Here is a 22,417-nt window from a genome sequence, read left to right on the forward strand (position 1 = left end):
AAACGATTTCTTACTTCAACTGACTCTGTTCTTTCCTTACAAAAACTGTTCTAATTACTTCTCTTACATTTCTTTCACAATCTCTTTTACTAAGGATAAGAAGTCTGATTTTACTTTTTCTGTCGTTTCAATGACTTCATCGTGTGTAAGAGGCTGAGGTAATATCCCTGCTGCCATATTGGAGATACATGAGATACCAAGCACCTCTAGTCCTGCATGTCGGGCAACAATCACTTCAGGAACCGTTGACATCCCAACAGCGTCAGCACCTAACGTACGAAGCATACGAATTTCAGCTGGTGTTTCATAAGAAGGCCCCGTATTTCCTATATACACACCTTCCTGTACGTTAATAGTAAGTTTTTCTGCTTGATCTCGCGCAAGCTCTCGAAGACGTTCTGAATAGGCACTAGACATATCCGGAAAACGCACTCCAAAGGCTTCATCATTTGGTCCAATTAATGGATTTTGTCCCATGTTGTTAATATGATCTTTAATGATCATTAAGTTACCTGACTCATATGATTCATTCACACCACCTGCTGCGTTCGTTACAATAATTTGTTCGACACCTAAAGCTTTCATGACTCGAACTGGAAAAGTAACAACGTCCATGCTATACCCTTCATAAAAATGAAAACGTCCTTGCATCGCTACTACTTGCTTTCCCTCTAGCATTCCAAATACGAGTTGACCTGCATGGCCAGCTACCGTTGAAACTGGGAAATTTGGAATTTCACTATATGATACTTTTACTGGATTTTGAATTTCATCTGCCAATACACCTAATCCCGAACCTAAAATTAAGCCAATAGATGGTGTTACGGTCATTTTTTCTCGTAAATATGAAGCTGTCTCTGTAATTTTAGTCACTATTTTTCCTCCTAAATTAAAGTTCGTGTAAAAAGCTTACCCCATGTTTCGGAAGCGGAACACCGAAGTTATCAGCAATAGTTGCCCCAACATCAGCAAATGTCGTACGCACGCCAAGGTCTTTCGCACTTGTTTGCTTCTTGTTGTAAACAATTAATGGTACAAACTCCCTCGTATGATCTGTCCCATGATGTGTCGGATCGTTGCCATGGTCAGCAGTAATGATTAGTAAGTCATTCTCTTTAAGCTCTTCCATTACCTGCTTAAGTTGGCGATCAAATTGCTCTAATGCTTTTCCATAACCAATTGGATCACGGCGATGTCCATATACCGCATCAAAATCTACTAAATTTATAAAGCATAACCCAGTAAAAGGCTTACGAATTGTCTCAAGTAATTTCTCCATCCCATCGTCATTGGATACCGTTCGAATCGCTTTTGTTACACCTTCTCCATCATAAATGTCAGAAATTTTCCCAAGTGCAATGGAATCAATCCCGTTATCTGCAAGCTCATTCATAACAGTACGGTCAAAAGGCTTTAACGCATAATCATGACGATTAGACGTTCGTTTCCACTCGCCCGCTTTCCCTACAAAAGGTCTTGCAATTACACGACCAATCATATATTTCGGATCGAGAGTAAGCTTACGTGCTTTTTCGCAAATGTCATATAACTCCTCAATCGGAACGACATCCTCGTGAGCCGCTATTTGCAAGACAGAATCCGCTGAAGTGTAGACGATTAAATTTCCTGTTTTCACATGCTCGTCTCCAAGTTCATCTAAAATCTCTGTTCCTGAAGCCACTTTATTCCCAATCATCTTTCTATCCCATTGACGCTCCAATTCCTCAACTAGTTCTTTAGGGAATCCATCTGGGAAAACACGAAAAGGCTCTTTAATATGTAAGCCCATTAGTTCCCAATGTCCCGTCATCGTATCTTTCCCGCTTGATGCCTCCTGCATAATCCCATAATGCCCTAGAGGACTGTCTACTTTTTCAATCCCTTTTATTTCTCGAATATGACTTAAACCGAGTGCCGCCAAGTTCGGCATCGTTAATCCATTCATCTTTTCAGCAATAGACCTAAGTGTATGAGAGCCTACATCACCAAATTCGGCTGCATCTGGAGCTTCACCAATTCCAACGGAGTCCATTACAATTAAAAATACTCGATCATAACGATAATTACTCACTGTTAAATTCCTCCTTTTATTACATACTATGCCCTATTCTCGTGTCAACTTGAACAAAGTGGTGTTGTCAGAAGTCTGACCTCATAAGACGTAAAAATTCTATGCTCTTGGATGATACTGAGCATAGACGTCTTTCATTTTTGCTTTTGTTACCTGTGTATAAATTTGCGTCGTCGCAATGTCTACATGTCCTAACATCTCTTGAACCGCTCTAAGATCTGCACCATTTGCGAGCAGGTGACTTGCAAATGAATGTCTCAATGTATGCGGGGTTAAAGGTTTTTCAATAGAAGCAATGGCAGCAAGCTGCTTTAAAACTTTCCAAAAACCCTGTCTAGATAACGGGCTTCCTAAATGATTAACAAATAAAACGTCATGCTGTTTGTTTTTCATGAGGTTTCGCCGACTACTTTCAAGATACTTTTGCAAAGCTTTCGTCGCTTCCCCTCCTAGCGGAATAATTCGCTCCTTTCCTGCCTTGCCAATACATCTGACAAACCCCATCGTTAAATGCGTATTCGTGACCGTTACATTCACTAACTCCGACACACGCATCCCAGTAGCATATAATGTTTCCAACATTGCGCGATTCCTAATTGAGAACACATCATTTCCAGAGGGAGCATTAAGTAGGGCCTCAACTTCTTGCACAGATAAAATTTGCGGCAGTCGTTTTGTACGTTTTGGAATATCTAGATGAACAGAAGGATCAGAACTCGTTAAGTTTTCTCGAAGCAAAAATTGATGGAATGCTCTTATTGATGCAATGGTTCTCGCGATCGTTGTATCGGCACGCCCTTGCTCTTTCAAAGAATGCAAATATTCAACAATCGTTAGTTGATCAATATCATGAACACTTTTCTTATTTGCGACACTTCTTACATATAGCTCGTACTGTTTCAGATCACGTTCATACGATTGAACCGTATTTTTTGCGAGCCTGCGTTCCAATTGTATGTAATGTAAAAACTCGTTTCTTTCATGTTCCATCTCTATCACCTTAATTAGGAGTCATTCGCTTACTCACCTTCTCGATAGAACAGCATAAGTCGTTCAATCCACGAAATAGGATCCCCTCCATCTTGTTCCATCTGGAAAACCTTCACAGCTTTCCCTTGAGGCTCATCATAGCGATGATAACTCTCGTATTCTTGACTCACCCATAGAATACCATAATAAAAGAGAAGTGTGCATCCCATAAATAAGAGAAACACTTTTATTGTTTGTATAACTAAACGAAACCAAGATTTCATGGGACATACCTCCACTTATGACTTCTTGTACGATTCCCCTTTTTACAAGCTATGCCAAAAACCATATGGAATATACCTATAAATCCATACGCATTACAATAATTATTAAGTTATCTTCTATTGTTAAACACAGACAAAAGCACCCCCAAGACTCAACATCCAGTGGGTGCTTTTTAATGTTATTTATCTTCTGTTTTTTCTTTATCATGGCAACGATGACAAATTCCATGAAATGTTAAACGATGATCTTTTATTTTAAAGTTCCAATCACGTTCAACGACCTCTTCGACATCACCTAATAAATCTTCTTGTATCTCATCAACAGCTCCACATTCAATACAAACAAGATGGTGGTGAAAATGAGCTGCACCTTCTTGCCGTAAATCAAAACGAGATACACCATCTCCAAAATTTATTTTATCGACTATTTTTAATTCAGCCAGTAACTCCAGCGTCCGGTATACTGTTGCTAGTCCAATTTCTGGTGATTTTTCTTTTACGAGGAGGTAAACGTCCTCTGCACTTAAATGATCCTCTTCATGTTCAAGAAGAACGCGAACTGTTGCTTCCCGCTGTGGTGTAAGTTTGTAACTTTGTGAGTGCAGATGCTTTTTAATACGTTCGAGCCTTTTCTCCATTCGTTATGCCTCCCCTCGTGCAGTTTCCCTTCTTTTATTATAATCATTCAAAAAAACAGTGTCAATCGATAATGATTATTATTTATAAAGTTATAATCATTATTAATTGATAATTATTATATCATAGATTCAATTACCCACTTCATTAAAACAGGTGATACGTATGCCTCAAATGCAGAAGCAAATGCAAGTGCAGATCCTACACATAAAATAAGTAGGGAGTATTTAAGAAATTGCGGAAAAATAGGCATATTTGTTCGTTTCATAAATTGTTGACGAACCATCTTCAAGCAAAATGAAATACTAGCAGTACCTACAATAATAAACGCAGGTACTAGGATGAAATTTTGCGGCATGATTGATACAAACGCCAAAAAAAATCCGGACATCCCCATTTGATTGACTAGAAATCCGACTGTAAAACCAACAACTACTCCTTTTAAGAAAAGCAAAACGAGAATAACCGGCAGGCCAATAATCGATAAACCTAGAATCCACATTAGCCCAAAATATTTTGCATAATGTGCAAAGCTCTGACTAAATAAAGCCGATGACTGCGCTAATTCGCCTTGTTGAACATGTCCAAAAAATTGGTTCAAATACGTATATAAGTCATGCTTTTGCGTTAAGCTCAAGCTATTAACAACGATTGCTCCAAAAACGATCCCTATTAAAAATAAAACGATTGTAAACACATAGATCGTTCGGTTCTCTTCTAAATGGGTAGCTATCATTTCACGTAAGCCGTACTTCATCATGCCAAGACCTCCTCTTTTGCTCTTACTTCACTCTATGAGATGAGATTTGAATCTATGACAATGATGTTTCTATAGTTTTTATGATTAGCGTGTAGCTACCCATTCGATTCAATAGAAAACAGATAGAAGTAACTATTTAATTGAAACGCACCTATTATTTCTTCGATGCAACCTTTCCATAAATCCCGCCACCACCAGCATTAATAGAGAGAGTTCCCTCTCTGGCACCAATAATCGCTTCTGCAACAGGTTTTGATACAACCTGTAACAACTCTTCTATCGGAACGGAATGGATAATGTTCATATCAGTCCCAAAACGGTCTCTAAGTTTCTTTAATGTTTTCTTTCCTAATTTCGGTATAAATTGTAACGGTACTTGATGGATATATGGTGGACGGTCCGTTTCTTTTCCCTCAGAGGATCTCAACTCTAGTAATCGGTCAAAAACTCCTTTAACTATTTTTGAGGTTTGACAATCAGAACAACCTTTTTCCGCTATTTGTTTTAAGCATTTCGCACAAATTGTTCGGTAATACTTGCCTAGAAGGGGATTTAAACCGAAGTTGCTACTAATTTTTCGACCTTTTTTCTTTTGTAAAGCAAGCCTGAACTCTTGAAACGACGGTTGTTTCATTTTTACTTTTTGATACTCTCTTGCAATTTTTTCTAACGAGTGGGCATCAGAGTTCGTTAAATATGGGTATGCTTGTAATTCTTCGATTTGATCAGCCATATTGGTATCACTACTTAAGCCAAGCTCAATGGCATCAATTAACTTAGGATCAAGCACTTCTGTTAAGCTCGATGTTACTCCTTTTCCGTATAAGCTCTTAAAAGGAGTGAACACATGTGCTGGTATAAACAACCCTTTTAGTTCTCGTACTTTTAATTGAACTACTTTTGCATTTTCATAAATTCTTTGGGAGCTTAGATTTGGATTCGTCATCCTTTTTGCTAACCACTCGCTAAACTCTTTCATTTTTTCAATTGTAGGCATGTAGGCAAGCACATGAACAGGTCCTTTGCAGTTTTCATCTAGTAACTCCAGTTCCGTTCCTAGCAGCAATGTTACCCCTGGAAACTGAATCCCACCACCCTCTAATTGAAATGCTTCTCCATTTTCTATTTTCTCTTCTAGTTCAAGTATGACTTCCTTTACATGACAATCGATTACCCCGATCATATCAACCCCTTTTGTTAGAACTGCATATTGAATGATTGAGCTTATTGTCAAAGAAGGAGCAGCAGTTATTTTAACTGCTGCCCCCAAACGGGTTCTGCCAATGTGAATATGTAAATCAGCTACATAATCTCGTAACTCTATCATGACTGGAAACCTGCTTTCATCCGCATATATAAAATTGCATACGCTGTTTTTGCATCATGAATGGTTTGATCCTTTACCATTTTCTCTGCCTCTTCAAGACTAACCTCTATCAGATCTAAAAACTCATCCTCATCCATATTCACTGTTCCTTTTTCAAGTTCATCTGTAAAATATAGATAGATTAATTCATCAGCAAAACCTGGTGACGTGTAAAAAGATAAAAGAAAATCTAGTTTTTTTGTTTTATAGCCTGTTTCCTCTTCCAGTTCTCTTGCAGCTGATTCAAGAGGACTTTCTCCCTTTTCGAGCTTCCCTGCTGGTATTTCTACAATTGTTTTCCCTAGAGCTTTTCGGTACTGTCTTACAAGGACAATGTTCCCTTCTTTTGTCATAGGCACGACTGCTACAGCCCCTGGGTGCTTAACTATTTCACGAGAACTCATTTTTCCGTTTGGGAGCTCTACTTCCTGTACTTCTAAATCAATAACTTTCCCTTTAAAGATTTCCTTAGTTGTTACTGTCTTTTCATATAAATGGTCCATTTTCTCCTCCAAAATATGTATTCGTGTAACTTTCAGTTCTTTTTCTTCCACCCCCGTCATAAACGTGTACCATAATCTACTTGAAAGGACGAGTCCTATAATGAAAGTGTACGTTCATAACAAAGGTGTTATTATGGCTGGAAAGGCATGGGAAATTCAAGCAAAGTTAAAACAAATGCAAAAGTCCTTTGATACGATGGAACAATGGGTTGATGTAATTCATTCTGCTAACTGTAGACCCACTCTGAGTGCTTCTGCTACCGCACAGAAAAAAACAGGGTCATCTTCGTATTTACGTCCCATTGTTTGAATTGGTAGCATCGACTTTTTGGCTACCTGCTCTACTACTGTAGAAACACGATCATCATCAGCATAGTGAATGTGATGACTTGTTTGAGATTGATAAGATTTCAATTGATCGATAACATTTTGACGTTCATGATTCTGCAAATAAGGAAGAGGTAAAATTGCAGGCTTAAACGTAAATTCAAACAATGGTGTTAATGTATGATGGCTGATGCCATTATGACGCTTACGTTTATCCGCAAATGACATTCTAGGAATCCAAATAGGCTTCCCGTTAAGTGCACTGATTGTATGCGACCAATGTGATTGTGCCATTCCTGTAAAGCCATATCGTGTTCCTGTACCGACGACACCTGGCCCCACCGAAATTAAAATAATCTCTGCTTTAAGTACTTGCGTAGCAAATTGCAGTGCTGATGCAACAGTAACCGCTTCATACTGAGCACCAAATGCTTGACCGACACTTATAGAATAAAAATGCAATTGCTCTTCAAGCTTCCGCAACTGATCACTCATCGTTAAAGGTAACGAGGCTTGATCATCAAAAATAACACAACATTTGAGTCCAGGGTTAAATTCTTGTAAAACATAATAAAATAATGGAACCATACTATGTAATTCAGCAAGCCAAACAGGAGTCCCGTTAAGAGAAAAACCTTCCTTAAAATGTTGATGATAGTCACTTTCTTGCGCCTCAACAGCTAAAACACTGTGCTGAATAGGCGTATAGCGTGCTTTCATAATATGTCCCCTACACTCATTTGATTGCCACTGATTACTATAAATGTGAGACCTTACAATATCCCACCCACCTGTTCCTAACTTTAATTCAGTGGCTGTTGTATTAATGAGAATAAGGTTCCCGATCTCAGCTCGTGGTGTAAATTGCTTATATAAGATCGCTTTGTTGCTTCCATTATCCGTAACTAACTTTTGAATGGAATGATCTTCAAAACTAATATCAAGAACCTTAGCTTCTATTTCTTTATACATGCACTCACGCCTTACTAGGAGCTTATTAGGTTAATAATAATGAATAACCTTTCTTATTGTTGCCAAAAAACGGCAAGATATAGACACGTTATGATCAATCTACAACAAAGGGAGGATTAAAGATTCAAGCCCTTCATAGTCGACTTCACCACGAATAACGTGTTCAATTACACCTTCTCTATCTATTATATATGTCATTGGCATTCCGAAGATCTTATAACGATCTGTAACATCACCATCTACATCAAAGAACACTGGCAATGTAATGCCGATTTCTTCTATAAAATTGGGAGCATCATGTAAAGTCCGTTCCGTTTTTTGCATATTAACCGTGACGACACTTAAACCTTTGTCTTCATAGTCAGCTTGTAAGTCCATTAAATCAGGCATTTCATCTCGACACGGCTCACACCATGATGCCCACATATTTAAAATGATGACATCATCTCGATAGTCCCATAATTCACCTGAATCATCTGTATACATTGGTAGCGAAAAATTCTCGGCAATCATACCAGGCTCGTTACCAATTTCCTGACGTTCTTGCAAAAAGATGATTCCAATTATCAGGACGGCTACAACACCTAGGATAAAAATTGTGGCTCTACGTTTCATTTGTTCGTCTCCCCTATAACCATCTTTACTATCTACTTCGTATTATAGGGATTTATTTCTTAAAAACGCAAGTAAAGCAACTAAAAATAAACGACCAACAATGTAAAATGAAGCTTTCCTGAAGATAATAAGTTTGGTAGAATGATAAGGTTAATGGTCACAGATTAGAAAGGACGGATTAAATTTCATGTCAATTATTGAAGCTTTAATATTTGGAATTGTTCAAGGAATCACAGAGTTTTTACCAATTTCTAGTACTGCACATATCGTTATAACTCAACTAGTATTAGGATACCAATTCCCAGGATTTGGATTTGAGATATACCTACACTTTGCTTCTATCCTTGCCGTTATGATTTATTTTAGAAAAGACATTTTGGTTGTCATTTTTGGATTCATTGGATATCTTGCTAATCGTTCCAAAGACAACCGTACACAATTTTTCTTTGGAATCTACATCATTGTTGCAACACTAATAACAGGAGTACTTGGACTACTTCTTGAAGACTTCATTGGAGCTTCTATAAAAACCCCTCCTTTTATTGCTATTGCTTTAGCTGTAACCGGGCTATTTCTAATTATTATTGAACGTTTCGTTCAATATGGGGACCGTACAGAGGAACAAATGACATTTAAAGACTCCATTTTTGTTGGACTAGGACAAACGTTAGCGGTATTCCCAGGAATTTCTCGTTCTGGTGCAACACTTGTTACAGCATTATTTGCTGGTCTAAATCGTGATACAGCTGTTCGTTATTCTTTCTTACTTTCCATTCCTGTCATTCTTGGTTCAAGTGTGTTAGCGATTGGAGACTTTGTTGACGGATCAATGGTTGCAGAAGTAGGAATTCCTGCATTAATTGTTTCCTTTATTGCTACATTCATTTTTTCTTGGCTAGGAATTGTTTGGTTAATTGAATTCTTAAAGAAAAGCAAACTTGTATACTTTGCATTGTACTGTTTCGTCGCAGCAATTTTTGTTTATTTCTTTCTAGATAACAGTATGATTATTGACCTATAAGAAAAAGCCGCGCATGCGGCCTTTTCTTATAGGTCATGTGTGATTGCTTCGTGTATGCTTGAAAAGTCCCCTCAAAAATAATTGACTTTTTTATCTAACAAGCAAAATCAAAGCGTAAAAAAGCGGAATGGTTAGTACACATAGAATAGTTGTCGTTGCCACTGTAAAAGTAGCGAACTCTACATCACCACTATACTTCTTTGCAAACATCGGAACTGTCGGAGCAGTTGGAGTTGCTGTCACAAGGATAGCAACTCCCATCACCGTTGTCGAAACAGGCATCCATAAGAAAGGAATTAAAAAAAGCGGAAGTAACAGTAACTTAGCGCCTGTAGCATACCAAATATATCGGTTTTTTATTAATTGTTTAAACTGTTTTCCACCAATACTCGATAGTAAACTACCAATTAATATCATAGATAAAGGCAATGTCATAGTCCCTATATCTTCAAGCACTCCCCCTAGTATAGGCGGCAAGCGAAAAGGCAGAATCATGACAAGAAACCCGATTGTTGTGGCAATGACACCTGGATTAAGCAAGATCTGCCTCCAAGATACCTTCTGCCCTGCCCTTGCAACGACATACACAACATACGTCCATACATAAAACAAGAAAAAGATCATAAAGAAGGCAGTATATAATACTCCAATTTCTCCAAATAACAAAAAAGCTATCGCATATCCAATAAATCCTTGGTTACCAAAGATAATCGCAGCCTCATACACTCCCTTTCGATTATCAGGTAGCGTTGCTTTTTTTCTTAGCCAATAACCTGTACCTGTTGTACAAAGCAAGGCAAAAACAGACAGACCAATTAACCATGAAATATCTAGCACCAATTCCATAGACATTTGAATGTCCATAGAATAAATGATGAGACAAGGAAGAGTAATATATAGTACGACTTGCGTTAACACAAAATTCGATTCTTTCGGTAAAATGTTCACCTTTCTCATGATAAACCCTATTAGCCCAATTACTAATAAAACAAACATCTCTTGAGCTAAACCAAAAATCGCATTCATTTCATTCCCCCTACCCTTTGAATTCTCCCTCATCTATTAACAAAAAATGGTTATATTAAATTATATCATGACTTAAAAAAATGCATGAAAAAAAGAGGCTGTCTCAAAGGTCTGTTCTTTGACCTTTGAGACAGCCTCGAAGCAATGAGCTAAGCCGTCGTAATCTTTGAAGCCTGTTATGAGTGGTTTTTTCATAACAGGCGCGCGACGAGTGTGCCATGGCAAATCTCTCAAAAGCTCCGTTCTTTGACCTTTTGAGACAAACCACATTTTTATAACTTATCTAATGCTTGCTGTATTGGTGTATCTCCATTTAGAATTTCAAACGTCTTACCATATGAAGGTTTTAGGTTAACAACCTCAGCAAGAACGATCGCTACATCTTCTCTTGTTATCGTGTTATCACGAACTTGAATTTCCTCTTCTAGTTTGAGAAGCTTTTTCGCTGGCTCATTTGTTAAACTGCCTGGCCGAACAATCGTATAGTCCAAACTTGAACGCTTTAAGTGATCATCAGCCAACTTTTTTGCTACAAGATAATGGCGAATTCGCTCACTTTTATCAGGATCAACCGTTCCCATAGAGCTTAACATGACAAAACGCTTCACCCCAAGTCGCTCGGCTGTATCAATGGCTTTCACTGCACCCCACAGATCGATTAAGATAGTTTTATCTGCTCCTGTATGTCCTCCTGAACCCGCTGCAAAAATCACTGCTTCAATCCCGTTAAATGCGTGATCAAAATTAGCTTCTAAATCTGCGATTACTGTTTCTTTTGCTCCTTTTTCTTTTACAGCTGTTTCTTGCTCTGCATTACGGATCATCGCAACAGGAGTATGCCCAGAATCATTCAGCTTTGTTAATGCGTGACGTGCTACCTGACCGTTTGCGCCAATAACTAATACTCTCACAAAGAACACTCCTCTTTTTCAGTGGCTTAATTGTCTTCTTCAATTTTGAAGCAAAGAATTACTAGAATCAACCGATTTGCTTTGCAAATTTAGTTAAAGACCGACGAATCTTCTCTTGATCTAGGCTTGTCCCGATTAGAATGATACATGTTTTTTTACCTGACTCAATTGAGTGTAGCTCGAGTTGATTTGTCGCATATTGAAATGAGTACAATTGTCGATCACCTTTAAAAACAATATAACCTTTTGCACGTAAGATTGATCCTTGTTCTTTCAACCATTCTTCAAAGCTTTTTTTATCGATCACCTCAATCCCTTCAAGTTTAATCGCTTGAAATGGGTGAGTATGATGGTGATGGTGGTGACTCGAATGATTATTTACAGGGACGGTCTCAGTTAAAAAACGTTTTTCAAATAAATCTTCCTCAGACACATCCCCATGTTTTGCTCTTACTATTGGAGCATCTTTCATCTTTACATCTTCTATTTTTGTTATGACTTTTTTTAGTTTTTTCTCATCAATGAGATCGGTTTTGTTTACAACTAGAAGCGTACTTGAGGTAATTTGCTGCTTTAGCATCGTTCTAATTTCTTTTGAGCTTTGGAATAAGCTTTGATATTCTAGATAGTGGCTAGCATCTACCATTCCAATGATTGTTTGAATGCTTACTTGATCGATTAATTCTGGATGGGTAAGAGACTCAACAATTTCTGCTGGATTGGCAATTCCAGTTCCTTCTATTAATAAAACATCTATTTCATGATTTTGCTTCAGAAATTGAATCAATTCATTCCTCATATCATCTTGAATTGTACAACAAATACAACCATTGAGGAGTTCGATCATAGCTTCATCTTCAAACAGTTCCTTTTCAACATTCTCAGAACCGAGTTCATTCATTATTAATGCAGGTTGCTTTCCTTGGCTCTTTATCGTTCTTACCATTTTCTTTAATACAGTTGTTTTCCCACTTCCTAAAAAACCGGTTAATAAATAGACAGGAATTCGGCTCATCATAAGTCACTCCTTTATTTTAGGCTGTTTTCGCATACTTTGTTGTTTTTATGGGGTACGTGTTCTCCACATGTTCGTTGCATTACGCTCCAGCCACTCGCACCCGCAAGGAGGTGTCGAGCCTCCTCGGCTGTGGGGTCTCGCCCCTACCTCTACATCCCGCAGGAGTCGAGTGACTTCCGCTCCATTTCACTTCGAGGAAAACTACCTTTATAGCAACAATCTTTACGAAAATAGCCTTATTTTAAAATATCATACAATTTTCCCCCTTACAAATAAGAAGAGTTCTTATTTGCAAGAGGGGGAAAAAACGACTACATTTAATCTGTAGTCGTTCAATCATATTAAAGAGTGGCACTCTCTTTTTTTTTGCTTTTTAGAAATTTCTCTTTTCTCTTTTTCATTGCTTTTGTGATATAGCCACCTTTAAAATTACGAGGTTCATAGGAAACAATAAACGCACTCGGCTCATAGGAACTTACAATTTGAATGAATTCCTGTTCGCGATCTCTTCTTGCTGTACAATCTAAACGATACCGTTTTGCATCATTCATTCCTTGCACTTCTCCCGTTGACACACTAAATCCTACTTCACGGAGTCGGTCAGTTAAAGGCTCATTTTTATTCATTAAATTCACTTCAATCGATACATACCCTATTGCTAGTTTCTGTTCAATAATTTGACCAATATATAAACCTACACCAAAACCAATAGCATAAGCAGCCATATTTAAATAGTTAGATAAATCACTAAAGACAATGGCAATTGCGCCTACATAAATAACTCCTTCAAGAGTTCCTAAAGCAGATGCTTTTCCTTTCATCCCTTTTACCATCGTGATCGTTCGGAGTGTTAGGACTGGAACATAAATTAATTGTGCAACAAAAATAATTAACGCTTGTAGCATTTATGACACCTACTTTCAATCTAATATAACTATCGTAGTGTAACAGGAAATATCCTTATAATCTACCTTGTTTTTTAAAGGATTTTTTGAAATTATTCCATAGATTTCATCATTATTACAAAACGATATTTCACACTTCATTCACTCAATCTATGTTAAAATAACGAAAGAACTTTCATAGAGTACAATAAGGAGAATTTGAATGAATAAATTTAAACAATTTTTTCTCTCATTTGGAAAAGACTTTTTAGGATTTGTTTTACTTTTGTTATTCTTAATTCTTTTCTTCAATATTGAGTCTTTTAAAGATGAACGTGCTGGTTTTACTGTTCCCGATTCGTGGCTAAATGTAAACACGATTTTCCTTGGAATAGTGATTGAAGCCGTTCCTTTTATTTTGCTAGGTGTGTTTGTCTCAGCACTCATTCAAATTTACGTAAAAGAAGACATCATTCATCGGTACTTGCCAAAAAATGCTTATGCTGCTCTTTTACCCGCTGCCGTATTAGGTGCTATTTTTCCAATTTGTGAATGTGCGATTGTCCCAATTGTTCGCCGGCTGATAAAAAAAGGAATGCCCTTGCACGTTGGCGTGGTCTTCTTAGTAGCCGCTCCAATCTTAAATCCAGTTGTTGCAGCATCTACCTTCTTCGCCTTTCGAACAGATTTGACCGTTCTATATGCACGAATGGGACTTGCTTTTGTTCTTTCAATTATTATCGGGGGGATATTATACGTAGTCTTTAAAAATCGTGATCAGTTAAAATGGACAAAAGAAGAACTTGTTGGGCGTCAAGTTGTATTAGAAACAGGGGCAACTGCACCAAGAAAAATGAATCGTTTTAAACAAACCCTTTACCATGCTGCGGATGAATTTTTCTTAATGGGTAAATTTCTCATATTAGGTGCTTTTATTGCAGCACTATTCCAAACATTCCTTGATCGTAGCATTTTACTAGCTGTCGGGAGCAATGAGTTTAGTTCGACTGCTGTCATGATGGCTTTTGCATTCCTTTTATCGTTATGTTCTGAAGCTGATGCATTCGTTGCGGCATCATTTGGAAATACATTTACAACAGGCTCGCTTATTGCCTTCTTAGTCTACGGTCCAATGATTGACTTAAAGAATACGATTATGTTATTTGCTTTCTTCAAAGCAAAATTTGTATTGATTTTTATTGGGGTTGTTACAGCTATTGTCTTTATTGCAGTTGTTGCTCTGCAGCTACTAGCCATTATTTAAAGGAGGAGTAGTTATATGGAAAAGAAATCAGACTTAGGCTTCCACGCCTATATTCGTGGTATCATCCTGATTGGCTTTGCTTTGCTTATGCTCGCCTTTATTATTACAGGCAATATTATCTATTATATTGCCCCTACGATGATGCCATTTATTTATTTTGCAACAGGAGTCTTCTTATTACTAGGAGTCATTCAAATCATTCGAAGTACAAGTAAAGGGCAAGAAGAAGAGGAATTATGCGATTGCGGGACTGATCACAATGTATCAGGTTCACCAGTTACGAAGTTACTTATTTATTCAATATTCGTTGCTCCAATCATTTTCGGCTTTGTTCTCCCTGATAAATTACTGGATAGTTCTGTTGCTGCCAATCGCGGTATTCAGTATGGTTCTGGAATTTTGGCTGACCAAGCCGCTGCTGAGCAAAATAAAGAGGAGTCTGTTTCTCGAGCTCAAGCATATTTGGATGATCCAGATGCATATTTCGATCAACTTGAAGCAGGGGCTGAAATTTCAGAAGAAGACCATATGACTCCTGATGAATATTTTACACAAGAAGGATTTAATCAGTATTATGAGGAACTAACTGAAGAAGTTCTCGAGCAAGGTCAAATTGTTGTAACAGAAGAGAATTATCTAGATATGATGACAATGTTAGACCTTCAGCTTGAACAATTTATCGGGAAACCAATTGAAATTATAGGTTTTGTTTATCGCGAGCCCGAGTTTGAAGATAATCAGCTTGTTGTTGCTCGTTTTGGAATGACATGTTGTGTGGCAGATGCTTCTGTGTTTGGAACAATGGTTGAAACAAATGAAGCAAATCAGTTTGAAAATGACACATGGGTACGTGTAACAGGTATTTTAGACCAAACAAATTACAATGAATTTCGTATTCCTCTCATTAAATTGCGTGAAATCGAAGTCATTGATCAACCGGCAAGTCCATATGTTTTTCCACGATTTAGCTTTTAAATGAAACGAACGGCTGCCACGAAAGGCAACCGTTCATTTTTTCTTAGGACAATCTATAGTCACTTTGTTGCATTTACATTTTCACTGTTCGGTCTGATTTATCTTCCGACATCGACCTTCATCCTTCAAATGCAAGAGTGTCCTGTAAGCTTTTTCTATAGTTTCAATTTCCTTAAATGTGCATCTACTTCAGCCATTGTAGGCAATGCGGTCATAGCACCACGTGTTGACGCAGCCAAAGCCCCTGAAACAGATGCAAACGTCAAAATTTCCTCCCAACGGTCAGTTGAAATCTGATTAATATCTATATGTTCTTCATTCAAGTTATAAAGAACTCCTGAGACAAACGCATCACCTGCACCAGTCGTATCAACTGTCTCCACTTTCATTGCTGGAACATGAATCGTTTCTCCATTCACATGAACATAACTTCCACCTGCACCAAATGTGACAACTAGGGCAGGAATGCGATAGGTTGACAACTTCGCAATCCCTTTTTCAAGCTCTTTTTCTCCTGTTAAAAATTCTAGTTCTTCTTCCGAAATTTTAACTACATCGGCTTCAGATAACATTGATAGAATCGTTTCTCTTGCTTTTTCAGCTGAAGGCCATAAGCTAAGTCGTAAATTAGGATCATAAGAGATAATTAGACCGCTTTCTTTTGCCCTTTTCACCGCTTCTATGGTCGCTGTTTTACTTGGTTCACTTATCATAGAAATCGAACCGAAGTGCAACACTCGGTTATTAGAAAATAGCGAATCGTTTAAGTCATTCGTACTTAAAAAGCGATCGGCACTTGGATCGATATAAAAACTAAAATTACGTTCTCCTGTTTTATCCAATGTAACGAAAACGACACCCGTTCTCGCTTCATCCGTTAAAATCATATTAGTAATATCAACTCCATGATGCTCTAACGTCTCTTGCATAAAATGCCCTAGGACATCGTTTCCAACTTTCCCCAGAAAGCTTGACTTGGCTCCTAGTTTCGATACAGCTACAGCTACATTTGCAGGTGCCCCACCTGGACTTTTTTGATATGATGTATTTTCTTGATCAAGAGGAATAAAATCAATTAACGCTTCACCTAAACAGATAATTCCTTTCATTATGACACCTCATCACCTTTATTACGTTCAATTCGTTGAATGTGTAATGTTAAATAGACAAGTTCGGAAGGAGGTAGATCGTACTGATGTGTTTCTGCTAAATAACGTCCGATCTCTGTTGCCGTATGATAGGCTGATTTATGCTTTTCTTTAACTAATTTGTGCATATCTTCATCCACATCTTCAAAAGGCTGTCCTTCAGCTACTCGTCTGAGTGCAAAATTTAAATGGGTTAGTAAGCGTTGATATGAAATTGAATCTTCATCTACCTTCACGTTAAGCATTTGTTCAATTTTTTCTATTAGTTCATTCAAGACAACGGTTGTGTTCATGGTCTGATCCATTGTAAGAGCATTCATTTTAGCAGTATGCAGATGTAGGGCAATATGGCCTGCTTCGTCCTCAGGCAACCGAATAGCAACTCTTTGCTCAATCAGATCAAGGGCCCAAATGCCAACCTCATATTCAGCTGAATAAAGAACACGAATTTCATTTAACAACTTATTTTTTAATTGAAACCCTTGTTTTATCCGTTCAATGGCGAATGATACGTGATCAGTTAACGCAACGTGAACATGTTCATTTAATTTGGTTTTTAGTGCTTTTTCCGCATAGGTAATGATTTCTTCTGCAATCGCTATGTGCGCTTCCGGTAATTGACCAATAATTTGAGTGAACTTTTCATATTCATTCTTGTCCTTCATGACAAAAACCTTCTCAATCTTATCAGTACTTATAATATCATTTTTACTTTTACCAAAAGCAACTCCTGCTCCCATGACAATGATTTCTTCTTCTCCTTCTTTCACCACGACAACATTGTTATTTAGCACTCTGTTAATCCTCATTTGTACGAACTCCCTACACTGGTTACAGTTTTAACGTTAAAAGAGGCGTCTCTCCTGCCACTGTCTCTGCTGCTGTTTCTTTCTCTAAGCTAGCAACTGCTTCCATATTTGTAATGACTATCGGAGTAATGGTACTTGTTGCTTTTTCATTAATTAAGTCTAAGTCAAACTCAACCAATGTATCACCAACATTAACCTTATCTCCTTCTTTCACATGAGCAGTAAATCCTTCTCCTTTCATATTAACGGTTTCCAGACCAATATGTAATAGAAGTTCAATTCCACCTTTTGTCCTTAATCCAATCGCATGTTTCGTTGGAAATACTTGCACAATTTCACCTGCTACTGGTGCAACCGCCTTGCCTTCTGTTGGTTCAATAGCAACACCGTCTCCCATCATTTTCTGAGCAAACATAGGGTCTGGTACTTCTTCAATATTAACTAGTTTCCCTGTAATTGGAGCTACAACAACCTCTTGTTGTGGTTGAATTGGCTCTGCTTCTTTTTTTCCAAGCCCAAATAATTTCTTTAGCATTTTTCATTCTCCTTTTCGTTAGCTTTCGTTGAAACTAAAAAAGACTTAAAAAACATAGAGACACCCTAAAGCACCCCTATAACTTTTTAAGTCTTGCCTGATCAAATCAGTAACAATCTTAATTATTCTTTTTCTAACCTATTTTATTATGGGTTCAGACTGTTGTCAAACAAAGACAATTATAGGAGGTACACATACTTTACCCTTAATTTACCGAAACAAACGCAAAAAAAAATCTTACTAAGCTCTAGTTCTCTCCGCACATACCTAAACTTCTTCAGAGTCTTTTCATATGATGTTATGAACAGAAGGAAAGGAGGTAACAAATATGAGTTACGGATATCACGGAGGATTCACGTTAATTGTAGTTCTATTCATTTTACTAGTGATCGTTGGATCTGCTTACGTTTGCTAATTTCATTATAAAAAGGTGCCTTTTAATCAAACTTAGAAAAAAGGCACTTTTTTCAATTAACTTCAAATAAGTATAAAGTTCTATTTTTATCGACAAAACAAGCAGAAAAATTTTTAAGGAAAATTATGTATGTTAAAAATCCCTACAATATAACTATTCAATAATTTGCAATTAGGGTAATATTACTTATAGGAGATGCAAAAAAATTCAAATAGCAAAGGAAGGTCGAAATGCTGACGAGATTAGAAGATGAGATTATACTTGAAGCATATCAACAATCTGTAGAATTACAATTAGATGTAGAATTTATTTCTTTACTAAAAGACGAGTTATTAAGAAGAGGTTTATTAGATGATTTTCAATCAAACGTTGTCCTTTAACTTTTCTACTTCTCTATTCAAATGAGGTGATTTTTTGTTCAATCATATTCTACGCTTCTTCAAAAGAAAATCGTGCTTTTTCTGTAAGGTAACCACAACATACATGAGAAAATATAAAAAGAGTTCGAATGAATCAATCTATGTCTGTGAAAAGTGTCTTGAATATGCCGAACGCCGGGCTTATACAAGACTACCATAAGCCTCCATACCGTATACCCATATTCTTCACCTTCATTTCCCCTAATCTTCGCTGGTCCATTTTTAACATTTATTTCTTCCCCTGCTAATTTTTAATAATTAAAACGAACGAATTTTCTAAAAACAACCTTTTTATTCGTAATTTATATAAAACCTCTTTCATTTTTCATTCATCTCCTCTATACTTACCCGTATACACAAACAATCAAATAAAAAACTCGTATAATATTGGGGATAAGGCCCAAAAGTTTCTACCAGGCTGCCGTAAATGGCTTGACTACGAGTGCAAAGATATATCGTTTTTTTTAATTCTACACAAAAAAGGCGGATATCAAGGTCACTCGTTTTTCAACAGATGCCTTGATATCCGTTTTTTTATTTGAATTTTTAGGGAGTTGAGTTAGATGGAACGATTAAAACAAGCAATTCGTGAAAGAGGAAACGTTCTTTCATCTGAAGTATTAAAAGTCGATACATTTTTGAACCACCAAGTAGATGTTGAGTTGATGGGAGCTGTAGGCGAGGAATTTGCCCGTTTATTTAAAAGTGATGGGGTTACAAAAGTTCTTACAATAGAGTCATCAGGGATCGCACCTAGTTTTATGGCGGCGTCAAACCTTAATACACCACTTATATTTGCACGTAAGAAAAAATCTCTAACTATGAATGAGAATGTGTATGTTAGCCAAGTTTATTCATTTACAAAAAGAGAAACAAATGACATCACTGTATCAAAAGATTTCATCAATGCTGATGACACAGTTTTAATCATTGATGATTTTCTTGCAAATGGCCAAGCTGCATTTGGGCTTATTGATATGGTCAAACAAGCTGGTGCAAAAGTTGCTGGTCTTGGGATTGTTATTGAAAAGTCATTCCAAGACGGAAGAAAACGATTGGAAGAAGATGGATATCGCGTAGAATCATTAGCAAGAATTCATGAATTAGAAGCTGGACGCGTTACTTTTGTAGATGAGCTTGTAACAAACAACAACTAAGGGGCTGACACCATGAGTACAAAAGTTATTCATTATCCGTTATATAAAAAAGAAGATACAGATGCATTCTTTGCTTTATTTCAAAATAACCTAGCTAACTTTGTTGTGATTGCTGTTACGATGCTAGGAATGGGATTTCCGGCTAGTATCGTTTTTGGTAAAGTTATCCCAGGTGCTGCTGTTGCTGTTATGGTTGGAAATTTGTATTATGCTTACATGGCCAAACAATTAGCTGAAAAAGAAGGCCGAACCGACGTTACGGCTCTATCTTATGGTATTAGTACACCTGTTATGTTTGTGTTCTTATTTGGTGTTCTAGCACCAGCTAATGCATTAACTGGCGACCCTGAGCTCGCATGGAAAATTGGGGTTGCTGCAGCTCTATTAAGTGGACTTGTTGAAGTCCTTGTCAGTTTCAGTGGAAACTGGGTTCGTGATCGTCTGCCGCGTGCAGCTATGCTCGGAGCAATTGCTGGTGTGGCTTTAACTTTCGTCGCAGGTGAAATGCTTTTTAATACATTCTCAATTCCTGTGGTTGGACTTGTTTCATTAGCTATTATTCTTGTTGGGATTGTTGCGAAAATTGCAATGCCATTTAAAATTCCTGCATCGTTGTTTGCAGTGTTAACAGGAACCATTTTAGCATTTGCTCTCGGTTACCAGTCTCCAGGTCAAATTACAGATGGACTAGCTAATATTGGTTTCTATCCAATTCTGCCTACACTAGCTCCTTTTGAAGGTATGACATATTTATTCGGTGCCTTAATAGGAATATTAGCTGTTCTTATACCTATTACATTATATAATGCCATCGAAACGATGAACAATGTTGATGCAATGTCAGCTGCTGGTGACTCATATGATGTACGTAAATGTCAAGCAGTAGATGGTGTTGGTACAATGATTGGAGCCTTTTTCGGCGGTTTGTTCCCTACAACTGTATATATTGCAACAGTAGGTTCAAAACAGATGGGCGCAGGTCGTGGATACAGTATTTTAAATGCAATTGTATTTGGGATCGCTGCTGTGACTGGAGTAATTGCAGCTTTCTCAGCTATTATTCCTCTTGCTGCTGTTGCTCCAATTCTAGTATTTGTTGGGATGTCTATGGTTGGTACAGCGTTTCTTTCAAATGACAAGAAATATTATCCAGCTGTTGCCATTGCAATGCTGCCTTACCTTGCAAACTATGTCATGACCCGTTTTAATAATGCTGCAGGAGAAGTCGTAGCAGGAATTTCTACGGGAATTGTTCCACTAGGACAAGGTGCGATGTTTACCGCAATTTTACTGGGAGCAATGACTGTTGCTATTATTGATAAGAACTTTAAACAGGCTATTATCTTCTCATGCATCGCTGCATTCCTGTCATTTATTGGTTTCATGCATGCACCTGCTTTAGCATTTAATGCCGCTCCAGACTTTGCTATTGGTTATCTGTTAGTAGCTGTATTCTTTGGATATGCTTCGTATAAGCAGCGTTCTGAACAACAAATAACTGCAGCCAATACCGTCGATAAAAAAATCGCTTAATCATTTAATTCTATAAAAGGTGTCCCAAAGCTCAAAAAACTTTGGGACACCTTTTATTCTTCATAAATCATTTTTCTCGTCATTCCACCATCAATCGTTAAATTCTCTCCATTAATGAATTGGTTTGATTCATCAGTTAAGAAAAGACATGCCCTTGCAATATCCTTAGGTTCTCCTACCCTCTTGGAAAAATGCTGTTCATGATCAATTTTCCTTAGTTCCGACTGGTCTCCTGTGTGAATCCATCCTGGGCTAATAGCATTAACTTGTATCTGATCTTCTTGAAAGGAAGCGGCTAATGCATGCGTTATAGCAACAATTGCCCCTTTAGAAGCCGCGTATGCTTCTGAATGAGGCTCTGACATAACTGAACGCGTTGACGCTATGTTAACAATGGAACCTTTCTTACGTTTACGCATCACTTTCGCTACTTCTCTTGAAAATAAAAACACACTTCGAACATTTGTATGTTGGATATCGTCCCACTCTTTTGTTGTTATATCAAAGGGTGACTTAAACTTTGAAACTCCAGCATTATTAATTAGAATATCAATTTTCTCATGTTGCTGTAGAGTTCGAGAAACGACTTTAATGATTTGTTCCTCTTTCCTCACATCACATAATTCAGAATAAGCAGCTCCACCATTCTTCACTATATAGGCCGCTGTTTCTCTTGCTTTCATTTCGTCAATATCTGTCACAATAACAATATCACCGTTTGCTCCATATGCTTTTGCGATAGCTTCACCTATTCCTTGTCCTGCACCTGTAACAATAACAATACGGTTGTCCATCAGTA

26 protein-coding genes and 1 riboswitch are annotated in these 22,417 nt (G+C 37.5%); of the genes, 8 read left to right on the top strand and 18 right to left on the bottom strand.

Annotated elements, in window-relative coordinates; all coding sequences use genetic code 11:
• Window positions 1–63: 63 nt before the first annotated feature.
• The 8 genes from AC1FXP_RS05150 to AC1FXP_RS05185 all read right to left on the bottom strand — a co-directional run bounded on the left by AC1FXP_RS05150 (window position 64) and on the right by AC1FXP_RS05185 (window position 6,589).
• A complete protein-coding gene (locus AC1FXP_RS05150) occupies window positions 64–873 on the bottom strand; it encodes a purine-nucleoside phosphorylase (RefSeq protein ID WP_480059115.1) in 810 nt (269 codons plus the stop codon).
• Window positions 874–889: 16 nt separating this feature from the next.
• Entirely contained in the window at window positions 890–2,071 is a 1,182-nt protein-coding gene (gene deoB, locus AC1FXP_RS05155) for a phosphopentomutase (RefSeq protein WP_480059116.1), read from the bottom strand.
• A 99-nt stretch (window positions 2,072–2,170) separates the two neighbouring features.
• Entirely contained in the window at window positions 2,171–3,061 is an 891-nt protein-coding gene (xerD, locus tag AC1FXP_RS05160) for a site-specific tyrosine recombinase XerD (RefSeq protein WP_480059117.1), read from the bottom strand.
• A gap of 29 nt (window positions 3,062–3,090) precedes the next feature.
• The gene (locus AC1FXP_RS05165; RefSeq protein WP_480059118.1) at window positions 3,091–3,324 is read right to left on the bottom strand and encodes a YqzK family protein; all 234 of its coding nucleotides are present in this window, start codon (window positions 3,322–3,324) and stop codon (window positions 3,091–3,093) included.
• 179 nt (window positions 3,325–3,503) lie between these two features.
• Window positions 3,504–3,962 carry a ferric iron uptake transcriptional regulator gene (gene fur / locus AC1FXP_RS05170; RefSeq protein WP_480059119.1) on the bottom strand — a complete coding sequence of 153 codons (459 nt, stop codon included), beginning with the start codon at window positions 3,960–3,962 and terminating at the stop codon, window positions 3,504–3,506.
• Between the two features lie 116 nt (window positions 3,963–4,078).
• The gene (gene spoIIM, locus AC1FXP_RS05175) at window positions 4,079–4,717 is read right to left on the bottom strand and encodes a stage II sporulation protein M (protein WP_480059501.1); all 639 of its coding nucleotides are present in this window, start codon (window positions 4,715–4,717) and stop codon (window positions 4,079–4,081) included.
• A gap of 157 nt (window positions 4,718–4,874) precedes the next feature.
• Entirely contained in the window at window positions 4,875–6,047 is a 1,173-nt protein-coding gene (locus AC1FXP_RS05180; protein WP_480059120.1) for an endonuclease Q family protein, read from the bottom strand.
• The gene (locus AC1FXP_RS05185) at window positions 6,044–6,589 is read right to left on the bottom strand and encodes an NUDIX hydrolase (RefSeq protein WP_480059121.1); all 546 of its coding nucleotides are present in this window, start codon (window positions 6,587–6,589) and stop codon (window positions 6,044–6,046) included. Before AC1FXP_RS05185 ends, AC1FXP_RS05180 begins: the two co-directional genes overlap by 4 nt.
• Before the next feature lie 100 nt (window positions 6,590–6,689).
• Between AC1FXP_RS05185 and mciZ the strand changes: the two genes are divergently transcribed.
• The gene (gene mciZ, locus AC1FXP_RS05190; RefSeq protein ID WP_480059122.1) at window positions 6,690–6,899 is read left to right on the top strand and encodes a Z-ring formation inhibitor MciZ; all 210 of its coding nucleotides are present in this window, start codon (window positions 6,690–6,692) and stop codon (window positions 6,897–6,899) included.
• Here the strand turns inward: mciZ and AC1FXP_RS05195 are convergent.
• Both AC1FXP_RS05195 and AC1FXP_RS05200 read right to left on the bottom strand, forming a co-directional pair.
• Window positions 6,809–7,888 (bottom strand): DUF3866 family protein, encoded by a 1,080-nt coding sequence (locus tag AC1FXP_RS05195; RefSeq protein WP_480059123.1) that lies wholly within the window; start codon window positions 7,886–7,888, stop codon window positions 6,809–6,811. The two genes, mciZ and AC1FXP_RS05195, sit on opposite strands and share 91 nt — an antisense overlap.
• Before the next feature lie 99 nt (window positions 7,889–7,987).
• Complete coding sequence (locus tag AC1FXP_RS05200; RefSeq protein ID WP_480059124.1) at window positions 7,988–8,503, bottom strand: TlpA disulfide reductase family protein; 516 nt, start codon at window positions 8,501–8,503, stop codon at window positions 7,988–7,990.
• 187 nt (window positions 8,504–8,690) lie between these two features.
• Here AC1FXP_RS05200 and uppP point away from each other — a divergent pair, with 187 nt between their 5' ends.
• Window positions 8,691–9,524: an undecaprenyl-diphosphatase UppP gene (gene uppP / locus AC1FXP_RS05205; RefSeq protein WP_480059125.1), complete on the top strand. Its 834-nt coding sequence runs from the start codon at window positions 8,691–8,693 to the stop codon at window positions 9,522–9,524.
• Between the two features lie 90 nt (window positions 9,525–9,614).
• On the opposite strand, the gene AC1FXP_RS05210 is transcribed toward uppP, so the two are convergent.
• The 4 genes from AC1FXP_RS05210 to AC1FXP_RS05225 form a co-directional block, all read right to left on the bottom strand.
• Window positions 9,615–10,550 carry an AEC family transporter gene (locus tag AC1FXP_RS05210; protein WP_480059126.1) on the bottom strand — a complete coding sequence of 312 codons (936 nt, stop codon included), beginning with the start codon at window positions 10,548–10,550 and terminating at the stop codon, window positions 9,615–9,617.
• Window positions 10,551–10,822: 272 nt separating this feature from the next.
• Window positions 10,823–11,461 (bottom strand): SDR family oxidoreductase, encoded by a 639-nt coding sequence (locus AC1FXP_RS05215; protein WP_480059127.1) that lies wholly within the window; start codon window positions 11,459–11,461, stop codon window positions 10,823–10,825.
• Window positions 11,462–11,528: 67 nt separating this feature from the next.
• Window positions 11,529–12,479 (bottom strand): CobW family GTP-binding protein, encoded by a 951-nt coding sequence (locus AC1FXP_RS05220; protein ID WP_480059128.1) that lies wholly within the window; start codon window positions 12,477–12,479, stop codon window positions 11,529–11,531.
• A gap of 341 nt (window positions 12,480–12,820) precedes the next feature.
• A complete protein-coding gene (locus AC1FXP_RS05225) occupies window positions 12,821–13,384 on the bottom strand; it encodes a DUF2179 domain-containing protein (RefSeq protein ID WP_480059129.1) in 564 nt (187 codons plus the stop codon).
• A gap of 202 nt (window positions 13,385–13,586) precedes the next feature.
• Here AC1FXP_RS05225 and AC1FXP_RS05230 point away from each other — a divergent pair, with 202 nt between their 5' ends.
• Complete coding sequence (locus tag AC1FXP_RS05230; protein ID WP_480059130.1) at window positions 13,587–14,627, top strand: permease; 1,041 nt, start codon at window positions 13,587–13,589, stop codon at window positions 14,625–14,627.
• A gap of 15 nt (window positions 14,628–14,642) precedes the next feature.
• Window positions 14,643–15,602 carry a TIGR03943 family putative permease subunit gene (locus tag AC1FXP_RS05235; protein WP_480059131.1) on the top strand — a complete coding sequence of 320 codons (960 nt, stop codon included), beginning with the start codon at window positions 14,643–14,645 and terminating at the stop codon, window positions 15,600–15,602.
• Window positions 15,603–15,757: 155 nt separating this feature from the next.
• Here the strand turns inward: AC1FXP_RS05235 and AC1FXP_RS05240 are convergent, their stop codons facing one another.
• The 3 genes from AC1FXP_RS05240 to AC1FXP_RS05250 are packed head-to-tail and all read right to left on the bottom strand — an operon-like array spanning window position 15,758 to window position 18,094.
• Window positions 15,758–16,711, bottom strand: a complete 954-nt coding sequence (locus AC1FXP_RS05240; RefSeq protein ID WP_480059132.1) for an aminoimidazole riboside kinase — start codon at window positions 16,709–16,711, stop codon at window positions 15,758–15,760.
• Window positions 16,711–17,559 carry a BglG family transcription antiterminator LicT gene (gene licT, locus AC1FXP_RS05245; protein ID WP_480059133.1) on the bottom strand — a complete coding sequence of 283 codons (849 nt, stop codon included), beginning with the start codon at window positions 17,557–17,559 and terminating at the stop codon, window positions 16,711–16,713. The genes AC1FXP_RS05240 and licT overlap by 1 nt, the downstream gene beginning before the upstream one ends.
• A 22-nt stretch (window positions 17,560–17,581) precedes the next feature.
• Window positions 17,582–18,094 (bottom strand): PTS sugar transporter subunit IIA, encoded by a 513-nt coding sequence (locus AC1FXP_RS05250; RefSeq protein WP_480059134.1) that lies wholly within the window; start codon window positions 18,092–18,094, stop codon window positions 17,582–17,584.
• Window positions 18,095–18,422: 328 nt separating this feature from the next.
• Here AC1FXP_RS05250 and AC1FXP_RS05255 point away from each other — a divergent pair, with 328 nt between their 5' ends.
• From AC1FXP_RS05255 to AC1FXP_RS05270, 4 genes are all read left to right on the top strand, one after another.
• Window positions 18,423–18,509, top strand: coding sequence for a YjcZ family sporulation protein (locus AC1FXP_RS05255; RefSeq protein WP_480059503.1), 87 nt, complete (start codon window positions 18,423–18,425; stop codon window positions 18,507–18,509).
• Window positions 18,510–18,739: 230 nt separating this feature from the next.
• A complete protein-coding gene (gene sda / locus AC1FXP_RS05260) occupies window positions 18,740–18,889 on the top strand; it encodes a sporulation histidine kinase inhibitor Sda (RefSeq protein WP_480059135.1) in 150 nt (49 codons plus the stop codon).
• A 396-nt stretch (window positions 18,890–19,285) separates the two neighbouring features.
• Window positions 19,286–19,387, top strand: a riboswitch (purine riboswitch).
• Window positions 19,388–19,491: 104 nt separating this feature from the next.
• Window positions 19,492–20,085 (top strand): xanthine phosphoribosyltransferase, encoded by a 594-nt coding sequence (locus AC1FXP_RS05265; protein WP_480059136.1) that lies wholly within the window; start codon window positions 19,492–19,494, stop codon window positions 20,083–20,085.
• A gap of 12 nt (window positions 20,086–20,097) precedes the next feature.
• Entirely contained in the window at window positions 20,098–21,618 is a 1,521-nt protein-coding gene (locus AC1FXP_RS05270; RefSeq protein WP_480059137.1) for a SulP family inorganic anion transporter, read from the top strand.
• Window positions 21,619–21,671: 53 nt separating this feature from the next.
• Here AC1FXP_RS05270 and AC1FXP_RS05275 read toward each other — a convergent pair whose 3' ends face one another.
• The gene (locus tag AC1FXP_RS05275; protein WP_480059138.1) at window positions 21,672–22,412 is read right to left on the bottom strand and encodes an SDR family NAD(P)-dependent oxidoreductase; all 741 of its coding nucleotides are present in this window, start codon (window positions 22,410–22,412) and stop codon (window positions 21,672–21,674) included.
• Window positions 22,413–22,417: the final 5 nt, after the last annotated feature.

Source organism: Halalkalibacter sp. HAAS-P013 (genome assembly GCF_056619925.1).

Excerpts from the sequence above, each read along its gene's own strand:
- AC1FXP_RS05200 (WP_480059124.1), bottom strand. The coding sequence starts at position 8,503 with ATGAAACGTAGAGCCACAATTTTTATCCTAGGTGTTGTAGCCGTCCTG.
- AC1FXP_RS05210 (WP_480059126.1), bottom strand. The coding sequence starts at position 10,550 with ATGAATGCGATTTTTGGTTTAGCTCAAGAGATGTTTGTTTTATTAGTA.
- fur (WP_480059119.1), bottom strand. The coding sequence starts at position 3,962 with ATGGAGAAAAGGCTCGAACGTATTAAAAAGCATCTGCACTCACAAAGT.
- AC1FXP_RS05195 (WP_480059123.1), bottom strand. The coding sequence starts at position 7,888 with ATGTATAAAGAAATAGAAGCTAAGGTTCTTGATATTAGTTTTGAAGAT.
- AC1FXP_RS05275 (WP_480059138.1), bottom strand. The coding sequence starts at position 22,412 with ATGGACAACCGTATTGTTATTGTTACAGGTGCAGGACAAGGAATAGGT.
- uppP (WP_480059125.1), top strand. The coding sequence starts at position 8,691 with ATGTCAATTATTGAAGCTTTAATATTTGGAATTGTTCAAGGAATCACA.
- AC1FXP_RS05265 (WP_480059136.1), top strand. The coding sequence starts at position 19,492 with ATGGAACGATTAAAACAAGCAATTCGTGAAAGAGGAAACGTTCTTTCA.
- xerD (WP_480059117.1), bottom strand. The coding sequence starts at position 3,061 with ATGGAACATGAAAGAAACGAGTTTTTACATTACATACAATTGGAACGC.
- AC1FXP_RS05235 (WP_480059131.1), top strand. The coding sequence starts at position 14,643 with ATGGAAAAGAAATCAGACTTAGGCTTCCACGCCTATATTCGTGGTATC.
- AC1FXP_RS05220 (WP_480059128.1), bottom strand. The coding sequence starts at position 12,479 with ATGATGAGCCGAATTCCTGTCTATTTATTAACCGGTTTTTTAGGAAGT.
- AC1FXP_RS05255 (WP_480059503.1), top strand. The coding sequence starts at position 18,423 with ATGAGTTACGGATATCACGGAGGATTCACGTTAATTGTAGTTCTATTC.
- AC1FXP_RS05270 (WP_480059137.1), top strand. The coding sequence starts at position 20,098 with ATGAGTACAAAAGTTATTCATTATCCGTTATATAAAAAAGAAGATACA.
- AC1FXP_RS05240 (WP_480059132.1), bottom strand. The coding sequence starts at position 16,711 with ATGAAAGGAATTATCTGTTTAGGTGAAGCGTTAATTGATTTTATTCCT.
- AC1FXP_RS05180 (WP_480059120.1), bottom strand. The coding sequence starts at position 6,047 with ATGATAGAGTTACGAGATTATGTAGCTGATTTACATATTCACATTGGC.
- AC1FXP_RS05230 (WP_480059130.1), top strand. The coding sequence starts at position 13,587 with ATGAATAAATTTAAACAATTTTTTCTCTCATTTGGAAAAGACTTTTTA.
- sda (WP_480059135.1), top strand. The coding sequence starts at position 18,740 with ATGCTGACGAGATTAGAAGATGAGATTATACTTGAAGCATATCAACAA.
- licT (WP_480059133.1), bottom strand. The coding sequence starts at position 17,559 with ATGAGGATTAACAGAGTGCTAAATAACAATGTTGTCGTGGTGAAAGAA.
- spoIIM (WP_480059501.1), bottom strand. The coding sequence starts at position 4,717 with ATGAAGTACGGCTTACGTGAAATGATAGCTACCCATTTAGAAGAGAAC.
- AC1FXP_RS05185 (WP_480059121.1), bottom strand. The coding sequence starts at position 6,589 with ATGGACCATTTATATGAAAAGACAGTAACAACTAAGGAAATCTTTAAA.
- AC1FXP_RS05225 (WP_480059129.1), bottom strand. The coding sequence starts at position 13,384 with ATGCTACAAGCGTTAATTATTTTTGTTGCACAATTAATTTATGTTCCA.
- AC1FXP_RS05250 (WP_480059134.1), bottom strand. The coding sequence starts at position 18,094 with ATGCTAAAGAAATTATTTGGGCTTGGAAAAAAAGAAGCAGAGCCAATT.
- mciZ (WP_480059122.1), top strand. The coding sequence starts at position 6,690 with ATGAAAGTGTACGTTCATAACAAAGGTGTTATTATGGCTGGAAAGGCA.
- AC1FXP_RS05165 (WP_480059118.1), bottom strand. The coding sequence starts at position 3,324 with ATGAAATCTTGGTTTCGTTTAGTTATACAAACAATAAAAGTGTTTCTC.